This is a genomic window from Micromonospora sp. NPDC049662, assembly GCF_040675055.1.
Taxonomy (GTDB): domain Bacteria; phylum Actinomycetota; class Actinomycetes; order Mycobacteriales; family Micromonosporaceae; genus Micromonospora.
Genome location: NZ_JBFAOC010000021.1, coordinates 39,998 through 59,805, shown reverse-complemented (window position 1 = coordinate 59,805; position 19,808 = coordinate 39,998). Strand labels below are relative to the sequence as shown.

Below are 19,808 nucleotides of genomic sequence, written 5' to 3'. Positions count from 1 at the left end.
CGGTGACCGTCGGCGAACGCCCCACGGCTAACCGCCGAGGGTGACGTGCAGGACGCGCTCGTTGCTGTTGTTCGGGGTGCTGTCCTTGTCACCGGTGTTGGTGGTGGTCAGCCACAGACCCCCGCCCGGGGCCGGCTCCACCGTGCGCAGCCGACCGTAGGTGCCGCTGAAGTACGTCTGCACGTTCGTCAGGCTGCTGCCGCTGATCACGGCGCGGTACATCCGCGCGCCACGAGCGCAGGCGACGTAGAGGGCGTCGCGCACGATCGTGATGCCGGAGCAGGAGCCCTCGGCGGTCGGGTAGGTGCGCGCCGGCGCGAGGTAACCGGCGGTGCCGCAGGTGCCGCTGGTGCCCTCGCAGGCCGGCCAGCCGTAGTTCCCACCCTTGGTGATCAGGTTCGTCTCGTCCATGATCGAGTTACCGAACTCCTGCTCCCACAGGCGGCCCTGCGAGTCGAACGCGAGCCCCTGCGGATTGCGGTGCCCGTAGCTCCACACGTGGTTGCCGAACGGGTTGTCACTCGGGACGCTGCCGTCCGGGTTGAGGCGAAGGATCTTGCCCTCCAGAGCGGCACGATCCTGGGCGTACGCGCCGTTCTGCGCGTCGCCGGTGCTCGCGTAGAGCTTGCCGTCCGGGCCGAACCGCAACCGGCCGCCGTTGTGGTACTTGTTACGCCGGATCCCGCTCAGCAGGACCTGTTCGCCGGCCGTGGTGAGCCTGCCGTTCTCCAGCTTGATCCGCACGATCCGGTTGTCGCTCGGCGAGGTGTGCATGATGTAGAGCCACCGGTCGCTGGCGAAGCTCGACGAGATCGCGAGGCCCATCAGTCCACCCTCGCCGTCGGTGCTCTGCACGTTCGGCACGGTGCCGACGGTGGTCTTCGCCCCCGTGGCCGGGTCGAGCTGGATGATGTCGTGCGCGTCGCGGCGGTTGTACAGGACGGTCCCGTCCGGCAGCGTCACCAGCCCCCACGGAACGTCGCTGTCGGTCGTGACCTGGCGCACCGTGCACACCGGGTTGGCGCAGGTGGCACCGGTGCTCACCGCGACGGAGGCGCTGCGCGAGGAGGCGTTGTCCTGCCCGTCGCGGGCCGCTACCTGGTACTGGTAGGTGGTGTTCGCCGCCAGGCCGCTGTCGGTGAAGGTGGTCACCGGCGGAGCGCCCGTCACGGCGCCGATCTTCACGCCACCGCGGTAGATGTCGTACGCCCGGACCCCGACGTTGTCGCTGGACGCGGTCCAGCGCAGGGTGACGGTGGTGCCCGAGGCGCTGCCCGTGAGCTGCGTCGGCGTGCTCGGCGGCACCGTGTCGGCCTGGCACTGCGGCGGGGTGATCGTCACGGTGGAGCTAGCCTGCGACACGTTGCCGGCGGCGTCCCGCGCGTTGACGTAGAGGCCCCAGGTCGCGCCGGGCACGACGGTGAGGTTGGCGGACAGGGTGCTTGCGCTCACCGACGTCATCAGCTGGCCGTCGTGGTAGATGTCGTAGTACGCCACCGCCACGTTGTCCGTCGAGGCGTTCCAGGCGAACGTCACCGAGTTGCAGGTCAGACCGCTGACCCGGGCGTTGCCGGGCGGCGTGGGTGGCTGACTGTCGGCGCTGCCGAACGACGACGTCCAGCGCTGGTTGGCCTGCCCGTTACAGGTCCAGAGGCCGACCATCGTGCTGTTGGCGGTGCCGCCACCCGTCACGTCCAGGCAGAGTCCCGACTGGACGCCGACGATGGTCCCGTTGGTGTTGATCTGCCAGCGCTGGTTCGCCCCGCCGGTGCAGCCGTAGATCTGCACGGCAGCCGGCGCGGTGGTGTCCTGCCCGACGACGTCCAGGCACATCGTCGCGTCGTAGACCCGCAACTCGCCGGCCGCGGTGAGGGTCCACGCCTGGTTGGCCTGTCCGCCGCAGTCATAGATATTGATCCCGGTGCCGGCGGTCCGGCCGCCGCCCACCACGTCCAGGCATCGGCCGGACGCCGCGCCGACGATCGTCGACGGACCGGCCGCCGACGCCGGCACGCCGAGCGTCACGGCCACCAGCACCGCCACGGTCACCGGCGGCAGGAGCCGTCGTGGTCTGAGCCGCGCGAAAATGCTCATCCGTCCTCCAAGGTCGGGGCATCGACCGGCCCGACCCGACGCCGGGCGACCCAGCGCCCGACCAGACCGACGAGAAGGCAACATCGACCATCAAAGATGGATTCCCGACACATGTCAACGATCTCGTTCGATCGAGGACAAACCGCGTCAACAAAGCCGGCTCTCCACGGATCGGCCTTCATGCGGCGTAATGGTGTAGCGACACGGTGTGGCGAGGCCCGTGCGGCGGTGCGGCGTGGCGGGGCCTGCTCGCGGCGGCGTGGTGTGGTGGGCCGGCATGGCGGCGCGGCGTGGCGCGGCGGCCCAGCAACCGCCGCGCCACCAGCGCCTGTCGGCGCCGAGCCGGACCGCCCGGTCCGCCGCTCCGGGCGGCCCCGCAGCGCAGTCTCCACCCGACCGGGCGGGCCTCCCGGCGGATGGATCCCTGCGCGTACCGACGTCGTGCGCCGCGATGGCGTCGGCCGACCCGCCCCGCCAACAGCGGCCGGCGCTCGGGTCGCCGTGGACGACCTTGATCGACGCTCATCGAGGTCCGTCGGTGGCGAAAGTATTGGTACGGCGGAACTGCGATGTCAACGTTTCTCGGAAAGTTTGCGAAAGGTCAGACGGCACGCGGGTGCCAACCAATAGCCGTCTTCGCTGGCCCTGACACTGGCCAGGAGATTGAACTCACAACCGACGTTGCAGAACCTCGCCAGGCGATCTGATTGACGCCGATAGTTCCGATGAATTTCCGGATCACCGTGATCGACGCTCGGCCTTCGGCAGCCGACGCGCCTGCGGTCCGCGCATCGCCGCAGGTGGATCGCCACTGCTCGGCACCAGGATGACCGCGCTGCGACGGCCCTGCGGCGCTATCGGAGGACTTCCGGAACTTATTGACGGCCTCGAATTTGCGCTGCGATACTCCGATCCACCGTGATCGATGCACCCGGTGTCCGTGGGGTAGCCGTCGATCTCCCACCCACCACCAACCACGTCCGGACCGTGCTCTCCTTCCACACCGGGACGGGACCGGGCCGGTAGAAGGGGCACAGATGAGCACTGTCTCCGCTGGCACGCTCGTACGGTCCAGGCCACTACGGGCGGCGCTGTCCATCCTCGTCACCGCCGCCGCGGCGTGCGCCGTCGTCGCGGCCACCGCCACCCCGTCGAACGCCGCCACCTGCAACGGCTACGTCGGCCTCACCTTCGATGACGGCCCGACCGGCAGCACCAGCGCTCTGCTGAATGTGCTGCGGGCCAACGGCGTACGGGCCACCATGTTCAACGTCGGGCAGAACGTGCAGAACAACCGGTCGGCGGCGCAGGCGCAGGTGTCCGCCGGCATGTGGGTCGGTAACCACAGCTGGAACCACGCCCACATGACGTCGATGAGTCAGTCCCAGATGCAGTCCGACCTGTCCCAGACGAGTTCGGCCATCCAGTCGGCGACCGGCGTCCGACCCCAGTTGTTCCGGCCTCCGTACGGGGAGACCAACTCCACCCTTCAGTCGGTCGCCTCCTCGCTCGGGATGCGGCAGGTGATCTGGGACGTCGACTCCCAGGACTGGAACGGCGCCAGCGTCAGCCAGATCGTGTCGAACGCCAGCCGCCTCCAGGCTGGTCAGGTCATCCTCATGCACGACGGCATCCAGAACACCCGGGACGCCATCGGGCAGATCATGGCCAACCTGACCAGCCGCAACCTCTGCCCGGGCATGATCTCGCCGTCCACCGGCCGGGCGGTCGCGCCCGACGGGGCCACCCCGCCGCCGAGCGGCACCACGCCGCCCCCCAGCGCGACGACCCCACCGCCCAGCGGCGGATCCTGCACCGCCACCGCGTCGACCCCCAACGTGTGGGGCGACCGGTACAACACCTCGGTGACGGTCAGCGGCAGCAACACCTGGACCGTGGTCATCGCCCTCACCTCGCCGCAGCGCGTCTCCACCGTCTGGAACGGCAACGCCAGCTGGGACAGCAGCGGCACGGTGATGACCGTGCGGTCCAACGGCAGCGGCAACACCTTCGGCTTCACCACGATGTTCAACGGCAACAGCAGCGCCCGACCACAGATCCGCTCCTGTAGCGCCGGCTGACACCCCGGACGCGTCCCGCGTGGCGGCCACGGCAGCGCCACGCGGGACACGTCCCCTGACCGCGGCCCACGCCGCCGCCGCGACCCCGGTCCGATCCGGAAGTGGCGGGAACCACACCGGCCGATGTCGCGACTACCAGACATGTCACTGACCGAGCTGTCCGGCACGCCGACGCCGGAGGAGTCCATCCCGGCGGAACCCCCGACCCAGCCGACCCGGCGCACCTCGCCGTTCGGTGCGCTGCTGGTCCGGCTGCACTTCTACGCCGGCATCCTCGTCGCGCCGTTCCTCGTGGTCGCCGCGCTGACCGGGCTCGCCTACACGGTCGCGCCGCAACTGGACGGCGCGCTCTACGGCGACCAGTTGACCGTGGCCGCGCGGGGTGACCGTCCACTCCCCCTCGCCGACCAGATCGCCGCCGCCCGCGCCGCGCACCCCACCGGCACCATCGCCACCGTCCAGCCCGGGGACGGCGACCGGACCACCCGGGTGGCGTTCTCCCTGCCCGAGCTCGGCGAGAAGGTGCACACCGTCTACGTCGACCCGTACACCGCCGAGGTCCGAGGTCAGCTCACCACCTGGTTCGGCTCCACGCCGGCCACCACCTGGCTGGACGACCTGCACCGCAACCTGCACCTCGGCGTGGTGGGCCGGCACTACTCGGAGCTGGCGGCGAGTTGGCTCTGGGTGCTGGCCCTCGGCGGCCTGCTCCTGTGGTGGCGACGACGCAGCGCCTCCCGGTCCGCCGCCCGGCACCTGTTCGTGCCGAACCTGTCCACCGGCAGGGGTGTCCGCCGTACCCGGGGATGGCACGCCACGACCGGCGTCTGGCTGGTCGTCGGCCTGCTGTTCCTCTCGGTGACCGGCCTGACCTGGTCCCGCTACGCCGGAGCCAACTTCGGCGCCGGCCTCGACGCCCTCGACGCCCGCTCCCCCGAGATCTCCACCAGCCTCACCGCCGTCCCCGCCGAGAGCGGCGGCGGCCACCACCACGGGGACGCCCCGGCGGAAGGGGTCGTCGACCCGGCGGCCTTCGACCGGGTCCTGACGGCTGCTCGTACGGCCGACCTCTCCGGCCCGGTCGAGATGACCCCGGCAGAGGCGGGCACCGCGTGGACCGTCACGCAGATCGACAACACCTGGCCGGTCGCGAAGGACCGGGTCGCCGTCGACCCCACCAGCGCGATGATCACCGCCCGCAGCGACTTCGCCGACTGGCCTCTCCTGGCGAAACTGAGCGGCCTCGGCACCCAGGCCCACATGGGTGTCCTCTTCGGCCCGGTCAACCAGATCCTGCTCGCCGCGCTGGCCCTCGGGCTGCTCTGCGTCGTCGTCTGGGGTTACCGCATGTGGTGGCAGCGCCGGCCGACCCGCGCCGACCGTCGCGCGCTCGTCGGCGCACCGCCGGCCCGTGGAGGCGTACGCCGGCTGCCCTGGTGGGCGGTGCTGCTCGGCGCGGCGGCGACCGTGGCGGTGGGTTGGGCCCTACCCCTGTTCGGCCTCAGCCTGCTCGCCTTCGGAGTCGTCGACGTCGTCGCGGGCGTGGTGTCCCGGCGTCGGCGTCCCGACGCCATGCCCGTCTCCCCGGCGCCGGCCGGGAGCTGACCCGTCGGACCCGAGTGGGTCGGGCCGGCCCCGGCCTCCGGGGGCCTTCAGCCTTCGGTGTCGTCGCCGCCGTTCGGAAGGGCCGCCAGGCTGCCGCGCAGGGCGGTGCGGAACTCCGCGTACCGGTCGGGGCCGAGCGCGTCGGAGAGCTGCCGTTCGATCGCCGCCACGAAGTCGTCGGACGCCTCCATGAGCCGGAGCCCCCGCTCGGTCGGCACGATCAGTTTCGCCCGGCGGTCGGCCGGGTCTGGCGTACGTCGCACGTAGCCGAGCCGTTCCAGCTCGTCGAGGATCGCGCCCATCGTCTGCTTGTTCCGCCCGGCCAGTCGCGCCAGCTCGCCGGGGCGCGTCCCCTCCGGATCCAGGTAGGCCAGGACGGCGCCGTGGCGGGGTCGCACGTCGTCGAAGCCGTCCTCGGCGGCGCGCGTGAAGATCTCCCGCTGGACGCGCCCGGAGAGCTGCACGGCCAGGATGCCGAGGTCGGGATCCTGCTCCTTACGTGTGCTGCGCTTCATATTTTGGTCCAATCATTGGACGGTACAAGTTTTGGACTATAACGTCTCACCGGTGACCAGCGGGCCCGTCCGGGTCCGCGCGAATCCGGAGGACGACCATGACCATTCTGATCACCGGAGCGACCGGCACGGTCTCGCGGGAGGTGCTGCGCGAACTCGCCGGCAGCGAGCAGGTACGGGCGCTCGTGCGGGACCCGTCGCGAGCATCCGCGCTCGACGGCGTCGAGTACGTCGTCGGCGACCTGGACCGCCCCTCGACGCTGACGCCGGCGTTCGAGGGCGTACGCACCCTGTGGCTGCTCACTCCGATGGGTCCGATCGCGCCCAGTCAGAGCATGAACGCGGTCTGGGCCGCGCGGCAGGCCGGCGTGCAGCACATCGTCCGGCTCTCCGCGATCGGCGCCGCGCACGACGCCCCCACCCGCAACGGCCGCCTGCACGCGCTGTCCGACGCCGAGGTACAGGCGTCCGGCATCCCCTGGACGATCCTGCGACCGAGTTACTTCATGCAGAACCTGCTTGGGTCGCTGGCCGGCGAGCAGCTCTACGGACTCTTCGGCGCGGCGCGGGTCGGCCTCGTGGACGCGCGGGACATCGCCGCCGTCGGGGCCGCGATCCTCGCCGCGCCGCGGCCGCACGAGGGCATGATCTACACGCCCACCGGCCCGGAGAGCATCACGCTGGACCAGGCGGCGCAGGACATCAGCCGGACGATCGACCGCCCGGTCCGGTACCTCCCGCAGAGCCCCGAGCAGACGCGTGACGGGCTCCTCGCGGCCGGTCTGGACCAGTGGTCGGCGGAGGTCCTCACCGAGTACCGGGTCGCCTACGGCAGCGGCTGGGGCGACTTCACCAACGACCACGTCGCCCGGGTGACCGGCCGACCGCCGCGAACCTTCGCCGAGTTCGCGCACGACCACCGCGAGCGGCTCGCGGCGGCCTGAGCCGTCGCGCCGGCGCGCTGCGGCCGGCACGGCTCCGCGACCCGGACGCCGCAGCGGGGCGATGCGCTCTCCGGTGGCCGTGCCGGAGAGCGCATCGGCGGTGGCCACCCCGTCGGTGTCGCGCGAAGCACATCATCGGTTCGGCGATTTGTCCGGTTCAGCCGCTCGAACCGACAAATTGGTGGAACGATGACTGTCGTGGGAACTGCCAATACCGCCATGCCTGCCATCTCGCCCCTCGCCGGTGAGCCGATCAAGCGCGCCGACGCCGAACGGCTCGCCGGGGTGCTGAAGGCGTTCGCCGATCCGGCCCGACTGCGCCTGCTCAGCCTGATCCAGGCCGCCCCGGAGGGCGAGGCCTCGGTCACCGACCTCACCGCGCCGCTCAACCTCTCTCAGCCGACCGTGAGCCATCACCTGCGGATTCTCACCGAGGCCGGCCTGATCGAGCGGGAGAAGCGTGGGGTCTGGGCCTATTACCGCATCGTGCCCTCGGCGATCGCGGCGATAGCCGACCTGCTGACCCCGCCCCGCAAGAGGCCGACCAAAAAGACCCGCTGAGCGGTCGCCTCGTCGGCGACGGTGACGCTGGCCGTCAGCGGACGCGGGCGACCGCGCCGTTGAACGACACGTCCTGCGCGGACGGACGCGGCTGCGGCGCGTCGTCGGCGTGCCACCGCGCCACCGAGACGATGCCCGGCTCGACGAGTTCCAGCCCGTCCAACAGGGCCGCGAACTGCTCGGTGCTGCGCGCCTGGAAGCGGCCGTCGCGATTGTTGGCGGCCAACCCGGCGGTGACCGCAGGCGGCAGATGCTCCCAGGTGACGTGTGAGGCGACCACGTAGCTGCCGGACGGCAGCGCGGCAACGAGCTGATCCAGGATGCCCTTGGGGTCCTCGTCGTCGCGGACGAAGTGCAGGATGGCCACCAGCATCAACGCGACGGGCTGCGCCAGGTCCAACGTCGCGCGCAGGTCGGGATGGGCGAGGATCCCGGCCGGCGCGCGCAGGTCGGCGTCGAGGTACGCCGTCCGCCCCTCGGGCGTGCTGGACAACAGCGCGCGGGCGTGGGCGAGGACGATCGGGTCATTGTCGACGTAGACGACACGCGCCGACGGGTCGACGGCCTGCGCGACCTCGTGGGTGTTGTCGGCGGTCGGGATGCCGGTCCCGATGTCCAGGAACTGCCGGACACCGCGCTGGGCCAGGAAGCGCACCGCGCGTTGCAGGAACATCCGATTCTCGATCGCGGCGAGCCGGATGGTGGGCATCGCCGCCGCGAGGGCGTCACCGGACGCCCGGTCGGCAGCGAAGTTGTCCTTGCCGCCCAGCAGGTAGTTGTACCTGCGCGCCGGGTGCGCGACCGAGGTGTCGATCCGGTCGGTGGCCGCCGGGTGTCCGCCGTGCGATGTCATCCGGCCTCCCCCATCGCTGCGCATCCTCCACAAGGTACACACCTCGGCGGCGAGGCGAATGCCCGCCGACGCCGCGCTCAGGAGGCGCAGCCCTCGCCTGCCTCGGCCGGCTCGACGCCGCGTACCCCGGCGAGGATGTCGGCGGCGGTGTGCGCCCGGATGCCGGACTGCGCCTCCTCGGCGAACCGGGCGACGACCGCTCGGACGTGCCGCTCGGCGGGCGCGGCGAGGCCGTCGTAGATGGCCTCGAAGAGTTCCCGCGCCGGCCGCCGGAGCCATCCGGCCGGCAGGAGGTCCAGGGGCAGCCGCGGGTCGAGGGTCGGAAAGCGGCGGAAGGTGTCCATGACCTCGGTACGCGTTCGCACGGCCGCCGCGCCGTCGACGCGCTCCGACCGCGCCTGCGGCACCAGAGGCGTCCACCGCCGAAGGAACTCCTCGTAGTGCCGGCCGATCGCCTCGATGTCCCAGGCGTCGATCGGAGAGCGCTGGGCGATGGCGTCAAGGTCGGCCTGCCGTCCCCGGAACACCGTGACGGCGCCCCGGGTGAACCGGGCGATCTGGGCTCTGCCCTGCGGGCTCAGCTCGTACGGCGAGATCCACAGCCCGTCGTACAGGGGCGCGTACCCGAGCCAGCGGAGTTGGCCGCGCAGGGCCCGCCGCTGCGCGCCACGGTCCTGGGGCAGGGAGAAGGCGACGATGGTCCAGCAGCCGTCCCACGCGACCACCTCGGTGGTCGCGGCCAGGATCCAACTCCCGCCGCTGGACAGGTTCGCGGCGGCGGCCCGGCTGAGCCGGTAGGAGCTGCGTCGACCCTCCCGGCTGCCCTCCAGCACACCGCGCCGGGCCAACCGGCTGATCGCGGCACGCGCGCCGGCCGTACTCACACCGGACTCGGCGAGCAGCGCGACGAGGGCTGCGGACGGAACCCGCGCCCGGGTCCGCAGCGTGTAGTCGGCCAGCAGGGTCACCGCGAGGTCCTGCGGGGAGCTGCCGGCCTGCCGCCGGGGCAGTCGCGGCGGCTCGTCCCCGTCGTCGGGATAGATCTCCTCGATCGGGAAGGGGTTTGCCACAGGCGCTCCCGGCTCGACTCAGGGACGGTGCACCGACTGTAGACGCCGCCACCCGGGCGGCGGCGTCGGCACCAACGCCATTCGATCGAGGTGCATCGATTGACACTTCAGCGACCGCGAGGAACACTATCTGCTACGCGACGCCGTACGCAGCCGGGCACAGGGCGAGCACACGTAGTGGGCGAGGCGCGATCACCACGGGAGTCGGGCGCACCCGTGACCGCACAGCGCGCGACCCCACACCCACCCCGCACAGGTGATCGAAGGAGCCATCCCCGTGAAAATCCGAAGGAAACTGCTGCTCGGCCTGGTCACGTCACTGGTGGCGGCCGGCCTGGTGGCCCCCGCGCTCCAACCCGCGTACGCCGCCTCCCTCACCGAGGTGACCACGTTCGGCGACAACCCGGGCCGGATGCGCATGCACGTCTACGTGCCGGACACCCGCCCGACCAGGCCGGCGATCGTCGTGGCCATGCACGGCTGCGGCGGGTCGGGCCCCGGCTTCTACTCCGGGAGCGAGTTCGCCGCCCAGGCCGACCGGTACGGGTTCATCGTGATCTACCCGTCGGCGACCCAGCAGGCCGGCTTCGGCAACTGCTTCGACACCTGGTCGGACGCCGCCAAGCGCCGTGGCGGTGGCAGCGACCCCGTGTCGATCATCTCGATGATCCGCTACGCGCAGCAGCAGTACGGGGGCGACCCCGACCGGGTGTACGCCACCGGCAGCTCGTCCGGCGGCATGATGACCAACCACATGCTGGCCCTCTACCCTGACGTCTTCAAGGCCGGCGCGGCGTTCATGGGTGTCCCCTACAACTGCTTCGCCAACGCGGCCGACTACCCGCCGGGCAGCAGCCAGTGCACCGGCGGGAACATGAACCGGACCCCGCAGCAGTGGGGTGACGCGGTGCGCGGGGCGTATCCCGGCTATACCGGTCCCCGCCCACGGGTGCAGTTGTGGCACGGCACCAGCGACACGCTCGTTCCGTTCTCGCTGCTGCAGGAGACGATCGAGCAGTGGACCAACGTGTTCGGGCTCAGCCAGACACCCACCTCCACCGACACGCCGCAGACCAACTGGAACCGCCGCCGGTACGCCGACGCCAGCGGGACCGTCCAGGTCGAGGCGTACAGCATCCAGGGCGCGGGGCACAGCCTGCCGGCCGGTGGCATGGCCGCCGCCGCCGTCGCGTTCTTCGGCCTGACCGCCCCGCCGAACCCGACGACCCCGCCGCCGAACCCGACGACCCCGCCGCCCAACCCGACCACCCCGCCGCCGAACCCGACCACCCCGCCGCCGAACCCGACCACCCCGCCGCCGAGTTCGGGCGCGTGCCGGGTCGGCGTCGCGATCAACGCCTGGAACAACGGGCTGACCGAGAACATCACCATCACCAACACCGGAACCAGCGCCGTCAACGGCTGGTCGCTCGTCTTCACCCTGCCCGGCGGTCAGAGCATCACCTCGGGCTGGAACGCGACCTACTCGCCCACGTCCGGCCAGGTGACAGCCCGCAACGCCGCCTACAACGCCAGCATCCCGCCGAACGGATCGTTGACCATCGGCTTCCAGGCCACGCACACCGGCAACACCGCCCGGCCAGGTGCGTTCACCCTCAACGGCGCGACCTGCGCGATCGCCTGACCGACAGCGAACCGTTCCGACCAGGTCGAGCCGGCCCCGTCGCCCACGGCGGCGGGGCCGGCCCGATTCAGTTCCCGGACGGCACCTGGTCGACGACCTCGTCGTAGCCGACCGCGCCGGGCGCCGCCGTCGGCGCGTAGATCACGCGGAGCACGCCCGTCGGGAACACCTCGGTCGCGGTGACCCGCAGGTGGTACGGCGTGTCGCCGTCGTCGAAGAGCCGGCGCCCCTTGCGGGCCGCCACCGGGTGTACCAGCAGACGCAGCTCGTCGACCAGCCCGGCGGCGAGGAGCTGCTGGACGACCGAGATCGACCCGGGGATGAGGATGCCCTTGATCCCGGGGTCGGCCTTGAGCGCGGCGACGGCCTCGGGGAGATCGCCGGCGACGAGCTCCGAGTTGCGCCACGTGAAGTCCACCGGCTGGCGGGAGACGACGACCTTACGGACGTCACCGAGCTGCTTGGCGAACCCGGCGTCCTCGCCGCCGGCGGCCTCCCGGTCGGGCCAGGCCCCGGCGAAGCTGTCGTAGGTCACCCGGCCGATCAGCAGCACGTCGGACGTGTCGTAGTCCTCGGTGACGGCGCGACCCATGTTCTCGTCGAAGTACGGGAAGTGCCAGTCCGGGTCGATCTCGGCCACGCCGTCGGCCGAGATGAACAGCGTGGAGATGACCTTCGCCATCGCGGTGCTCCTTCACGTGAGGTGCTGTCGGGCTCATAGACGGGCACAGCATCGCAAACTCGTACGACGGTTACCGCCCTCTGCGTTCACGCCCCGCCGGCTGATCCGCGCCGCGACGCCCACCCGCCCGGGACGCGGACGAGCCCCGGCCGATCGGCCGGGGCTCGTCGGGTCAAGCGGGATCAGGCGATGTCGAACCGGTCGAGCTCCATGACCTTCGTCCAGGCGGCCACGAAGTCACGCACGAACTTCTCGCGCGCGTCCTGGCTGGCGTAGACCTCGGCGAGGGCGCGCAGCTGGGAGTTCGAGCCGAAGATGAGGTCGACCGCGGTGGCGGTCCACTTCACCTCGTCGGTGGCCAGGTCGCGGATCTCGTACACGTGCTCGTCGGTCTCCGACGCCTTCCACCGGGTGCCCGGGGAGAGCAGGTTGGCGAAGAAGTCACCGGTGAGCACGCCCGGCCGGTCGGTGAGGACGCCGTGCGACGCGCCTCCGACGTTGTTCCCGAGGGCGCGCAGGCCGCCGACGAGGACGGTCATCTCCGGCGCGCTCAGGTTCAGCATGTAGGCGCGGTCGATGAGCAGCACCTCCGGCTGGGTCTTCTCGCCGGCGCGCAGGTAGTTACGGAAACCGTCCGCGCGCGGCTCGAGGACCCGGAAGGAGTCGACGTCGGTCTGCTCCTGGGTGGCGTCGGTGCGGCCCGGCCGGAACGGCACGGTCACCTCGACGCCCCCGTCGCGCGCCGCCTTCTCGACGGCGGCCGAACCGGCCAGCACGATCAGGTCGGCGAGCGAGATCTTCGCCCCACCGGCGGCGTTGAACTCCTGCTGGATGCCCTCCAGCGCGCTCAGCACCGTCGCGAGCTGCTCGGGTTGGTTGACCTCCCAGTTGCGCTGCGGCTCCAGGCGGATGCGCGCGCCGTTGGCGCCACCGCGCTTGTCGGTGTTGCGGAAGCTCGCGGCGGAGGCCCAGGCGGTGGAGACGAGCTGCTCGACCGTGAGGCCCGAGTCGAGGACCTTCGCCTTGAGAGCGGCGATGTCGGCGTCACCCACCAGCGCGTGGTCGACGGCCGGCACCGGGTCCTGCCACAGCTGCGGCTCGGCGACCCACGGCCCGAGGAAGCGCTCGATCGGACCCATGTCGCGGTGCAGCAGCTTGTACCAGGCCTTGGCGAAGGCCAGCGCGAACTGGTCGGGGTTCTCCAGGAAACGGCGCGAGATCTTCTCGTACGCCGGGTCGACGCGCAGCGACAGGTCGGTCGTGAGCATCGTCGGCCGGTACTTCTTCGACGGGTCGAACGGGTCCGGGATGATCTCCTCGGCGTCCTTCGCGACCCACTGCTTCGCGCCACCCGGGCTGGTGGTCAGCTCCCACTCGTAGCCGAACAGGATCTCGAAGAAGCGGTTGCTCCACTGCGTCGGCACGTCGGTCCAGGTCACCTCGAGACCGCTGGTGATCGTGTCGCTGCCCTTGCCGCTGCCGTGGGTGCTCAGCCAGCCGAGGCCCTGCGCCTCGATCGGGGCGCCCTCGGGCTCCGGGCCCACGTGGTTGTCCGCGACACCGGCGCCGTGGGTCTTGCCGAAGGTGTGGCCACCGGCGATGAGGGCGACGGTCTCCTCGTCATTCATCGCCATCCGGCCGAAGGTCTCCCGGATGAAGTGCGCCGCAGCGGCCGGGTCCGCGTTGCCGCGGGGGCCCTCCGGGTTGACGTAGATGAGGCCCATCTCGGTCGAGCCGACGCCGGCCGCCATCTCCTTCTCGGAGGCGTAGCGCTCGTCGCCGAGCCAGGTGTCCTCCGGGCCCCAGAAGATCTCCTCGGGCTCCCACACGTCCTCACGACCGAAGCCGAAGCCGAAGGTCTTGAACCCCATCGACTCCAGGGCCACGTTACCGGCGAGCACCAGCAGGTCCGCCCAGGAGATCTGCTGGCCGTACTTCTGCTTGACCGGCCACAGCAGGCGGCGGGCCTTGTCCAGGTTGGCGTTGTCCGGCCAGCTGTTGAGCGGGGCGAACCGCTGACCACCGTCACCGGCGCCGCCACGGCCGTCCTCGATGCGGTAGGTGCCCGCGGCGTGCCAGCTCATGCGGATCATCAGGCCGCCGTAGTGGCCGAAGTCGGCCGGCCACCAGTCCTGCGAGGTGGTGAGGACCTCGGTGATGTCCCGCTTGAGGGCCTCGACGTCGAGCTTGGCGAACTCCTTGGCGTAGCTGAAGTCCGGCCCGAGCGGGTTGCCCTTGTGCGAGTGGGCGTGCAGCACCGAGAGGTCGAGCTGGTTCGGCCACCAGTCCCGGTTGGTGCGCGGACGACCACCGGTCTTCGGGGTCGGCGAGTCGATCGCCGGGTTCTCGCTCTCGCTGCCCTGGGCGGTCACCGAGTCGTGCGCGACCGGGCAACCGGCCGCAGCCTTCTGGTCCACGCCCTGCGCGCTGGTGGGGACGTTGTCCTGGGTGTCGCTCATGTACTTCCTTCCGAACTGGCGGATCGCTGGGAGATGCGGTCGGCCGCGCAACCGGGGCAGGTGCCCCAGTAGACGACCTCCGCCTCGTCGACCACGAAGCCGTGGTCGTTCGAGGCGGTGAGACAGGGTGCGTGGCCGACGGCGCACTCGACGTCGGCGATGGCGCCGCAGGAGCGGCACACGACGTGGTGGTGGTTGTCCCCCACCCGTGACTCGTAGCGGGCGGTCGCGCGGGCCGGCTGGATGCGCCGCACCAGACCCGCGTCGGTGAGCGCGCGCAGCACGTCGTACACCGCCTGGTGGGAGATGGTGGGGTGGTCCGCCCGGACCAGCGCGATCACCGTGTCGGTGTCGACGTGGGGGTGATCCCGCAGCACCGCGAGCACGGCCAGCCGGGGTCGCGTCACTCGTAACGAGACCCCTCTCAGCTGCGCTTCGAGGTCGGACATCACGCGCTGCACACTAGCTCACTTTTTTGGAACGGATCAAGTTTTCCCCGATCCCGCGCCTCGGCGTGCCGCCCGAGGGTCCGGAAAGTCTCCGGAAGTTCCGGCCGGTATTCGTCGGATGTTGTCCGGCGATCGATCGGTCACCACCCTCGCCGTCGCCACCCCTGATCGATTACTGACCTCGGAAGATGCGCACCCTTTCGAGCATGGCGACGCGCTGGTCGCCGCCGCAGACCTTCCGGAAAATGTTGACAAGTGGACGACCGGCTCAATACCGTCCCCATCGACGACACTCAATTGCCGTCACCACCCGCGCCGCGACTGCCGCCTCCGGTCGTCGTGCGGGACAACCGGTCTACCACCACCACGCGGTACGACTCCGTGGCCGACAGTCCGCCGGGTCGCACCGCACCGCTGGCCCTGTGCCAGCCGTGACGAGGAGGAAACACCTACATGATCGACACCGACCACACTCCCACCGCAGCACCGCGGCGCGGCCGGATACGGCTGCTCCTCGGCGCCGCCTGTGCGGTCGTCCTGGCCGTCACGGGCACGGTCGCGGTCACGGCCACCAGCGCGTACGCCGAGGCCGACCGGACGCTCACCTCGAGCCTGACCGGCACGCACAACGGCTACTACTTCTCCTTCTGGAAGGACGGCGGCAACGCCAGCATGACGCTGCGCGAGAACGGCCGGTACTCCAGCAGCTGGGACCGGAGCACCAACAACTGGGTCGGCGGCAAGGGCTGGGCCACCGGCTCGCGGCGGACGGTCAGCTACTCGGCCAACTACAACCCGGGGAACAACAACACCTACCTCGCCCTGTACGGGTGGACGCGCAACCCGCTCATCGAGTACTACGTGGTGGAGAACTTCGGTAGCTACAACCCGAGCAACGGCGCCCAGCGGCTGGGCACGGTCACCACCGACGGCGGCACCTACGACATCCTGCGCAGCCAGCGGGTCAACGCCCCGTCGATCGACGGCAACCAGACGTTCTACCAGTACTGGAGCGTCCGTCAGAACAAGCGCTCGAGTGGCACCATCACCACGGCCAACCACTTCGACGCCTGGGCCCGCGCCGGCCTGAACCTCGGCACCAACCACGCGTACCAGATCATGGCGACCGAGGGCTACCAGAGCGCCGGCAGCTCCGACGTCACCGTGTCCGAGGGCAGCGGCGGCAACCCGACCTCGGGGCCGACCTCCGGGCCCACCACCGGCAACCCGGGTGGCGGCAACTGCAACGCGACGCTCTCCGCCGGCCAGCAGTGGGGTGACCGGTTCAACCTGAACGTCGCGGTCAGCGGCACCAACAACTGGATCGTCAGCCTCAACCTCAACGGCGGTCAGTCCATCCAGAACAGTTGGAACGCGTCCGTCAGCGGCACCAGCGGGACGGTGACCGCCCGACCGAACGGCAACGGCAACAACTTCGGGATCACGATCATGGCCAACGGCAACTGGACCTGGCCGACGATCAGCTGTCGCACGAGCTGACCCGCACCACCGCACCACGTACCGGCCCCCGCCGCCACGCGACGGGGGCCGGGCCCTGCCCGGGTCCTCACGAGTACACGAGGTGCAGCATCATCCCGGCGTCGGCGTGCCCCAGGTTGTGGCAGTGGTTGGCCCACATCCCCGGGTTGTCGGCCCGGAACGCCACCTCCCACACCTCACCGGGCCGGACGTCGAACGAGTCCAACCAGAGTGGGCTTCCGGTGGCCGGCCGCCGGTCGCGGGACAGCACGAGCACGTGATGGCCGTGCAGATGCCACGGGTGCACGGTCTGCGACCGGTTGACGATCGTGAACCGGACGACGTCGCCGGGGTGGACGACCTGCGGCGGGATGTCCGGATCGGCCGCGCCGTTGACGGTGTGGGCGTAGCGCGGAAGCAGTCCACGCAGGTCGAGACCGCGATCGAGGACGAGCGTGAACGTCCGGTCGAACCGGGACCAGGGCGTCGGGACCGGCCGGCCGTAGCTGAGCGGGTCCAGTACGGGCCACCTGTCGGTCGCCGTCGACTGCGCGCCGGTCGAGTAGACCCGACGTCCGTCGACGTACAGCGCCACCGGTGTGGCCGGGGCACTGAACACCAGGTCGTAGCGACCTCCGGCCGGGATCAGCACGGCGGTGTCCCGCAGCGGCGTCGGCCCGCCCAGGTCGTAGCCGTCGATCGCGGCGACCCGGAAGTCGGTTCCGGCCAGCGCGTAGCGGTGCGTGGTGCTGTCCGTGTTGATCAACCGCAGCCGGACCGGAACGCCGGCCTCGACCTGCTCCACCCGCGCGTCCGGTAGCGGACGCCCCCCGAGGGTGTGCACCGGCACCGTCACGTCGAGGCCGCTCGTCGGCCCGGGACGCACCACGAGGACGCCGTAGAGGCCCATCCGCACACCGACGTCGGACACCGAGTGGGTGTGGTACCAGTACGTGCCGGCCTGGTCGGCCCGGAACCGGTAGACGAACTCCTGGCCCGGCAGCACCGCCGGCTGCGTCACCCCGGGGACCCCGTCCTGGCTGTTCGGCACGTCGTACCCGTGCCAGTGCAGGGTGACACCCCGGCCGATGTCCCGGTTGCGCAGCGTCACCTGCACGACGTCGCCGACGGTGGCGGTCAGCTCCGGCCCGGGTACCTGCCCGTCGAACGCCCACGCCGCGACGTCGTGGCCACCGACGCGCACCGTGGCGGTACCGGCCGTCAGGGTGAACCGCCGGGTGGGCTCGTCGGAGATCCGGGCCTGCGGGTACCGGTGATCATGCGGTGCGGCGGGCGCCGGGCCCGGGGTGACGGCCAACCCGGTGCCGGCCAGCAGCGCCGCCACCGCCACCGCCACCGCCGCCCGGGACACCGCCCGGGACGGGCGCGCGTCGAGCAGACGCCACGAGAGGGCGGTCGCCGCGACGACCCCGGCGACCGCGAGCAGCCCCACCGACGCCGACACCGGGTAGCCGTGCAGGACCGTGACGAGCAGGGCGGCGCTCAGGGCGTACCCCGCGAAGAGGAGCGGCAGCGCGACGGACCGGATGTCGCCCGCGGCCCGCAGCAGCCGCGGCCCGGCGACGACGACCGCCGCGAGCGACAGCGGCGCGGCGACGACGACCTTCTCCGCGGCGAACCACCAGCCGACGCGCGCGAGCGCGAGCACGGTCGTCGCGCGGGCGAGCGTGGCGAGCAGCGCGACGGTGGCCAGCGCGAGCGCCAGCGGCCGCCGCCGGGCGGCCGCCGCGACCCCGCCACCCAGCCAGCCGGCGGCGGCCAGGACCGCCAGCAGGAGGTCCGCCGCGAGCAGCGAGGCGGTGGTCATGCCGGCTCCCCCTGGGGTACGACCACCGGCGCGTCGCCCGATGGCGTCTCGGCGGCCAGCCGGCGCGCTCCCCGGATGACGCCGACCACGACGTGTACCGCGACGATGCCGTTGACCGCGTGCAGCCCGCCGATGACCAGGCCGAACGGCGTGCTGACGCCGACGGCGTCGGTGCCGGCGTTGGCGAGCATGGCGAGCAGCGCCTGCACGACGACCAGGCCCAGCGGCAGGACCGCCAGCCCGACGAGCCGACCGGGCGCCCTGGCCAGCGCCGCGAACAGGACGGTGAGCAGGGTGAGGACGGGGATGACCGCCATGCCGTTCACGCTGTGCAGGGCGTACGCGCCGTCCTCGGCGGGCTTGGTGAACGCGCCGACGGCGGCGAAGACGAACTGGAGGGCGAACGCGGTGAGGAGCACGCCGCTGCTGATGACGAAGGCCTTTCGCATGCTGGGCTCCTTAGAGCTGCGCCGAGGTCAACGCCTGGGCGACGTGGTCGGTGGCGGTGATCGCGCCGTACGCGACGATCCGGACGAGGTCGGCGTCGGCGGGGTGCGACAGCCGCCAGAGGGCGACGTCGCCCGGGCTGACCGCGCTGGGCGAGAACGCCGCCAGCAACGCGATCCGCGTTCCGACCCGGTCCCGGCCGGGCACGTCCCGGACCAGGTCGACGGCCCAGTCCGCGGGCCGGGTCGGGAACCGCCCGTCCTCCCAGCGCACGGTGGCCGTCACGGTCTGGCGGGCGACGTCACCCAGCAGGTCGCCGCCCCGGGTGGCGGCGTCCCGCAACAACGCGTACGCGACCCCGACCGGGCTGTCCCCCGCCCAGGCCGGCGGCGGGGTCGTACCGGTGGGCAGCAGCCCGATGCTGCGTCCGGGCGCCTTCGGTTCCCGGGCGGATCTGGCGTACAGCCGGCCACCGACCGACCGCACCATCGGGGCGCGTTGCAGGCCGCCGGGGAGCAGGTCGGGGTCGAGCAGCGCCGAGACGACCCGGTTGACGAAGTGGAACGCGAGCAGGGTGCCGGTGACCTCGGGGCCGTACGGGCTGGTCCACTCGCCGGTGCGGGGGCTGCGGCTGGCCCGGGCCCAGCGGTCGAGTTCGGCGTGCCTCGGGTCGGCGGGTGTCTCGCCCCGGGCGACGACCTCGGCCAACCCGTGCTCGCCCAGGGCGTGCAGCAGCAGCACGTGGGCGTCGAGGCAGAACTGACAGCCGTTGGCCCGGGACACCACCGCCGCGACGAGTTCGCGGTCGACCCGGGACGTGTCGCCGGCGAGCAGGGCCTCGCGCATCAGCGACCAGGTCGCGGCCAGCACCTCGGGCACGGCCGAGAGCGCCTGGAAGGTGGGCAGCGGTCCGAGGAAGTCCTCGCGTAGCTGCTGGTAGACCTCCGCGGTGCGGCCGGTGGCCGCCCTCGTGGGTACGGGGGTGAAGAAGCGGTATGTCATGCGGTCGATGCTCGTGGCGACGGCCGCCAAAGACGTCGTGCCGGCGCAGACACTTCGCGCCGCCGGGATACCACGACCGTGGTACGCCGGATCT

Annotated in this window: 16 protein-coding genes; 6 read left to right on the top strand and 10 right to left on the bottom strand. The window is 71.5% G+C overall.

Features of this window, described 5'->3' with window-relative positions:
* Positions 1 to 27 precede the first annotated feature (27 nt).
* Entirely contained in the window at positions 28 to 2,094 is a 2,067-nt protein-coding gene (locus AB0J36_RS17870) for a PQQ-dependent sugar dehydrogenase (RefSeq protein WP_363660882.1), read from the bottom strand.
* Between the two features lie 1,037 nt (positions 2,095 to 3,131).
* Here AB0J36_RS17870 and AB0J36_RS17865 point away from each other — a divergent pair.
* Together AB0J36_RS17865 and AB0J36_RS17860 are read left to right on the top strand one after the other, a co-directional pair.
* Positions 3,132 to 4,175, top strand: a complete 1,044-nt coding sequence (locus AB0J36_RS17865; RefSeq protein WP_357125589.1) for a polysaccharide deacetylase family protein — start codon at positions 3,132 to 3,134, stop codon at positions 4,173 to 4,175.
* A 141-nt stretch (positions 4,176 to 4,316) separates the two neighbouring features.
* Positions 4,317 to 5,780 (top strand): PepSY domain-containing protein, encoded by a 1,464-nt coding sequence (locus AB0J36_RS17860; RefSeq protein ID WP_357125586.1) that lies wholly within the window; start codon positions 4,317 to 4,319, stop codon positions 5,778 to 5,780.
* 47 nt (positions 5,781 to 5,827) lie between these two features.
* Here the strand turns inward: AB0J36_RS17860 and AB0J36_RS17855 are convergent, their stop codons facing one another.
* Positions 5,828 to 6,295, bottom strand: a complete 468-nt coding sequence (locus AB0J36_RS17855; protein WP_363660881.1) for a MarR family transcriptional regulator — start codon at positions 6,293 to 6,295, stop codon at positions 5,828 to 5,830.
* 98 nt (positions 6,296 to 6,393) lie between these two features.
* Here AB0J36_RS17855 and AB0J36_RS17850 point away from each other — a divergent pair, with 98 nt between their 5' ends.
* A complete protein-coding gene (locus AB0J36_RS17850; RefSeq protein ID WP_363660880.1) occupies positions 6,394 to 7,239 on the top strand; it encodes an SDR family oxidoreductase in 846 nt (281 codons plus the stop codon).
* A gap of 219 nt (positions 7,240 to 7,458) precedes the next feature.
* Entirely contained in the window at positions 7,459 to 7,800 is a 342-nt protein-coding gene (locus tag AB0J36_RS17845; protein WP_355240301.1) for a metalloregulator ArsR/SmtB family transcription factor, read from the top strand.
* A 34-nt stretch (positions 7,801 to 7,834) separates the two neighbouring features.
* On the opposite strand, the gene AB0J36_RS17840 is transcribed toward AB0J36_RS17845, so the two are convergent.
* Positions 7,835 to 8,653 (bottom strand): SAM-dependent methyltransferase, encoded by an 819-nt coding sequence (locus tag AB0J36_RS17840; protein WP_357125577.1) that lies wholly within the window; start codon positions 8,651 to 8,653, stop codon positions 7,835 to 7,837.
* A 77-nt stretch (positions 8,654 to 8,730) separates the two neighbouring features.
* Entirely contained in the window at positions 8,731 to 9,723 is a 993-nt protein-coding gene (locus tag AB0J36_RS17835; RefSeq protein ID WP_357169218.1) for a PaaX family transcriptional regulator C-terminal domain-containing protein, read from the bottom strand.
* 277 nt (positions 9,724 to 10,000) lie between these two features.
* Here AB0J36_RS17835 and AB0J36_RS17830 point away from each other — a divergent pair, with 277 nt between their 5' ends.
* The gene (locus tag AB0J36_RS17830; RefSeq protein WP_357125571.1) at positions 10,001 to 11,368 is read left to right on the top strand and encodes a PHB depolymerase family esterase; all 1,368 of its coding nucleotides are present in this window, start codon (positions 10,001 to 10,003) and stop codon (positions 11,366 to 11,368) included.
* 67 nt (positions 11,369 to 11,435) lie between these two features.
* Here the strand turns inward: AB0J36_RS17830 and AB0J36_RS17825 are convergent, their stop codons facing one another.
* From AB0J36_RS17825 to AB0J36_RS17815, 3 genes are all read right to left on the bottom strand, one after another.
* Positions 11,436 to 12,050, bottom strand: coding sequence for a dihydrofolate reductase family protein (locus AB0J36_RS17825; RefSeq protein ID WP_363660879.1), 615 nt, complete (start codon positions 12,048 to 12,050; stop codon positions 11,436 to 11,438).
* Positions 12,051 to 12,232: 182 nt separating this feature from the next.
* Positions 12,233 to 14,509, bottom strand: a complete 2,277-nt coding sequence (gene katG, locus AB0J36_RS17820) for a catalase/peroxidase HPI (protein WP_357125559.1) — start codon at positions 14,507 to 14,509, stop codon at positions 12,233 to 12,235.
* Positions 14,506 to 14,961 carry a Fur family transcriptional regulator gene (locus tag AB0J36_RS17815; RefSeq protein ID WP_357125556.1) on the bottom strand — a complete coding sequence of 152 codons (456 nt, stop codon included), beginning with the start codon at positions 14,959 to 14,961 and terminating at the stop codon, positions 14,506 to 14,508. The genes katG and AB0J36_RS17815 overlap by 4 nt, the downstream gene beginning before the upstream one ends.
* A 450-nt stretch (positions 14,962 to 15,411) precedes the next feature.
* On the opposite strand from AB0J36_RS17815, the gene AB0J36_RS17810 reads away from it, so the two are divergent.
* Positions 15,412 to 16,458, top strand: a complete 1,047-nt coding sequence (locus tag AB0J36_RS17810; RefSeq protein ID WP_357125553.1) for a glycoside hydrolase family 11 protein — start codon at positions 15,412 to 15,414, stop codon at positions 16,456 to 16,458.
* Between the two features lie 67 nt (positions 16,459 to 16,525).
* Here AB0J36_RS17810 and AB0J36_RS17805 read toward each other — a convergent pair whose 3' ends face one another.
* Genes AB0J36_RS17805 through AB0J36_RS17795 form a run of 3 tightly spaced genes read right to left on the bottom strand, consistent with a single transcriptional unit; the run spans position 16,526 to position 19,714 of the window.
* Positions 16,526 to 18,265: a multicopper oxidase family protein gene (locus AB0J36_RS17805; protein ID WP_357394492.1), complete on the bottom strand. Its 1,740-nt coding sequence runs from the start codon at positions 18,263 to 18,265 to the stop codon at positions 16,526 to 16,528.
* Positions 18,262 to 18,714, bottom strand: coding sequence for a DUF6220 domain-containing protein (locus tag AB0J36_RS17800; protein ID WP_357169209.1), 453 nt, complete (start codon positions 18,712 to 18,714; stop codon positions 18,262 to 18,264). The genes AB0J36_RS17805 and AB0J36_RS17800 overlap by 4 nt, the downstream gene beginning before the upstream one ends.
* A gap of 10 nt (positions 18,715 to 18,724) precedes the next feature.
* Positions 18,725 to 19,714: a carboxymuconolactone decarboxylase family protein gene (locus tag AB0J36_RS17795; protein WP_363660878.1), complete on the bottom strand. Its 990-nt coding sequence runs from the start codon at positions 19,712 to 19,714 to the stop codon at positions 18,725 to 18,727.
* Positions 19,715 to 19,808 lie beyond the last annotated feature (94 nt).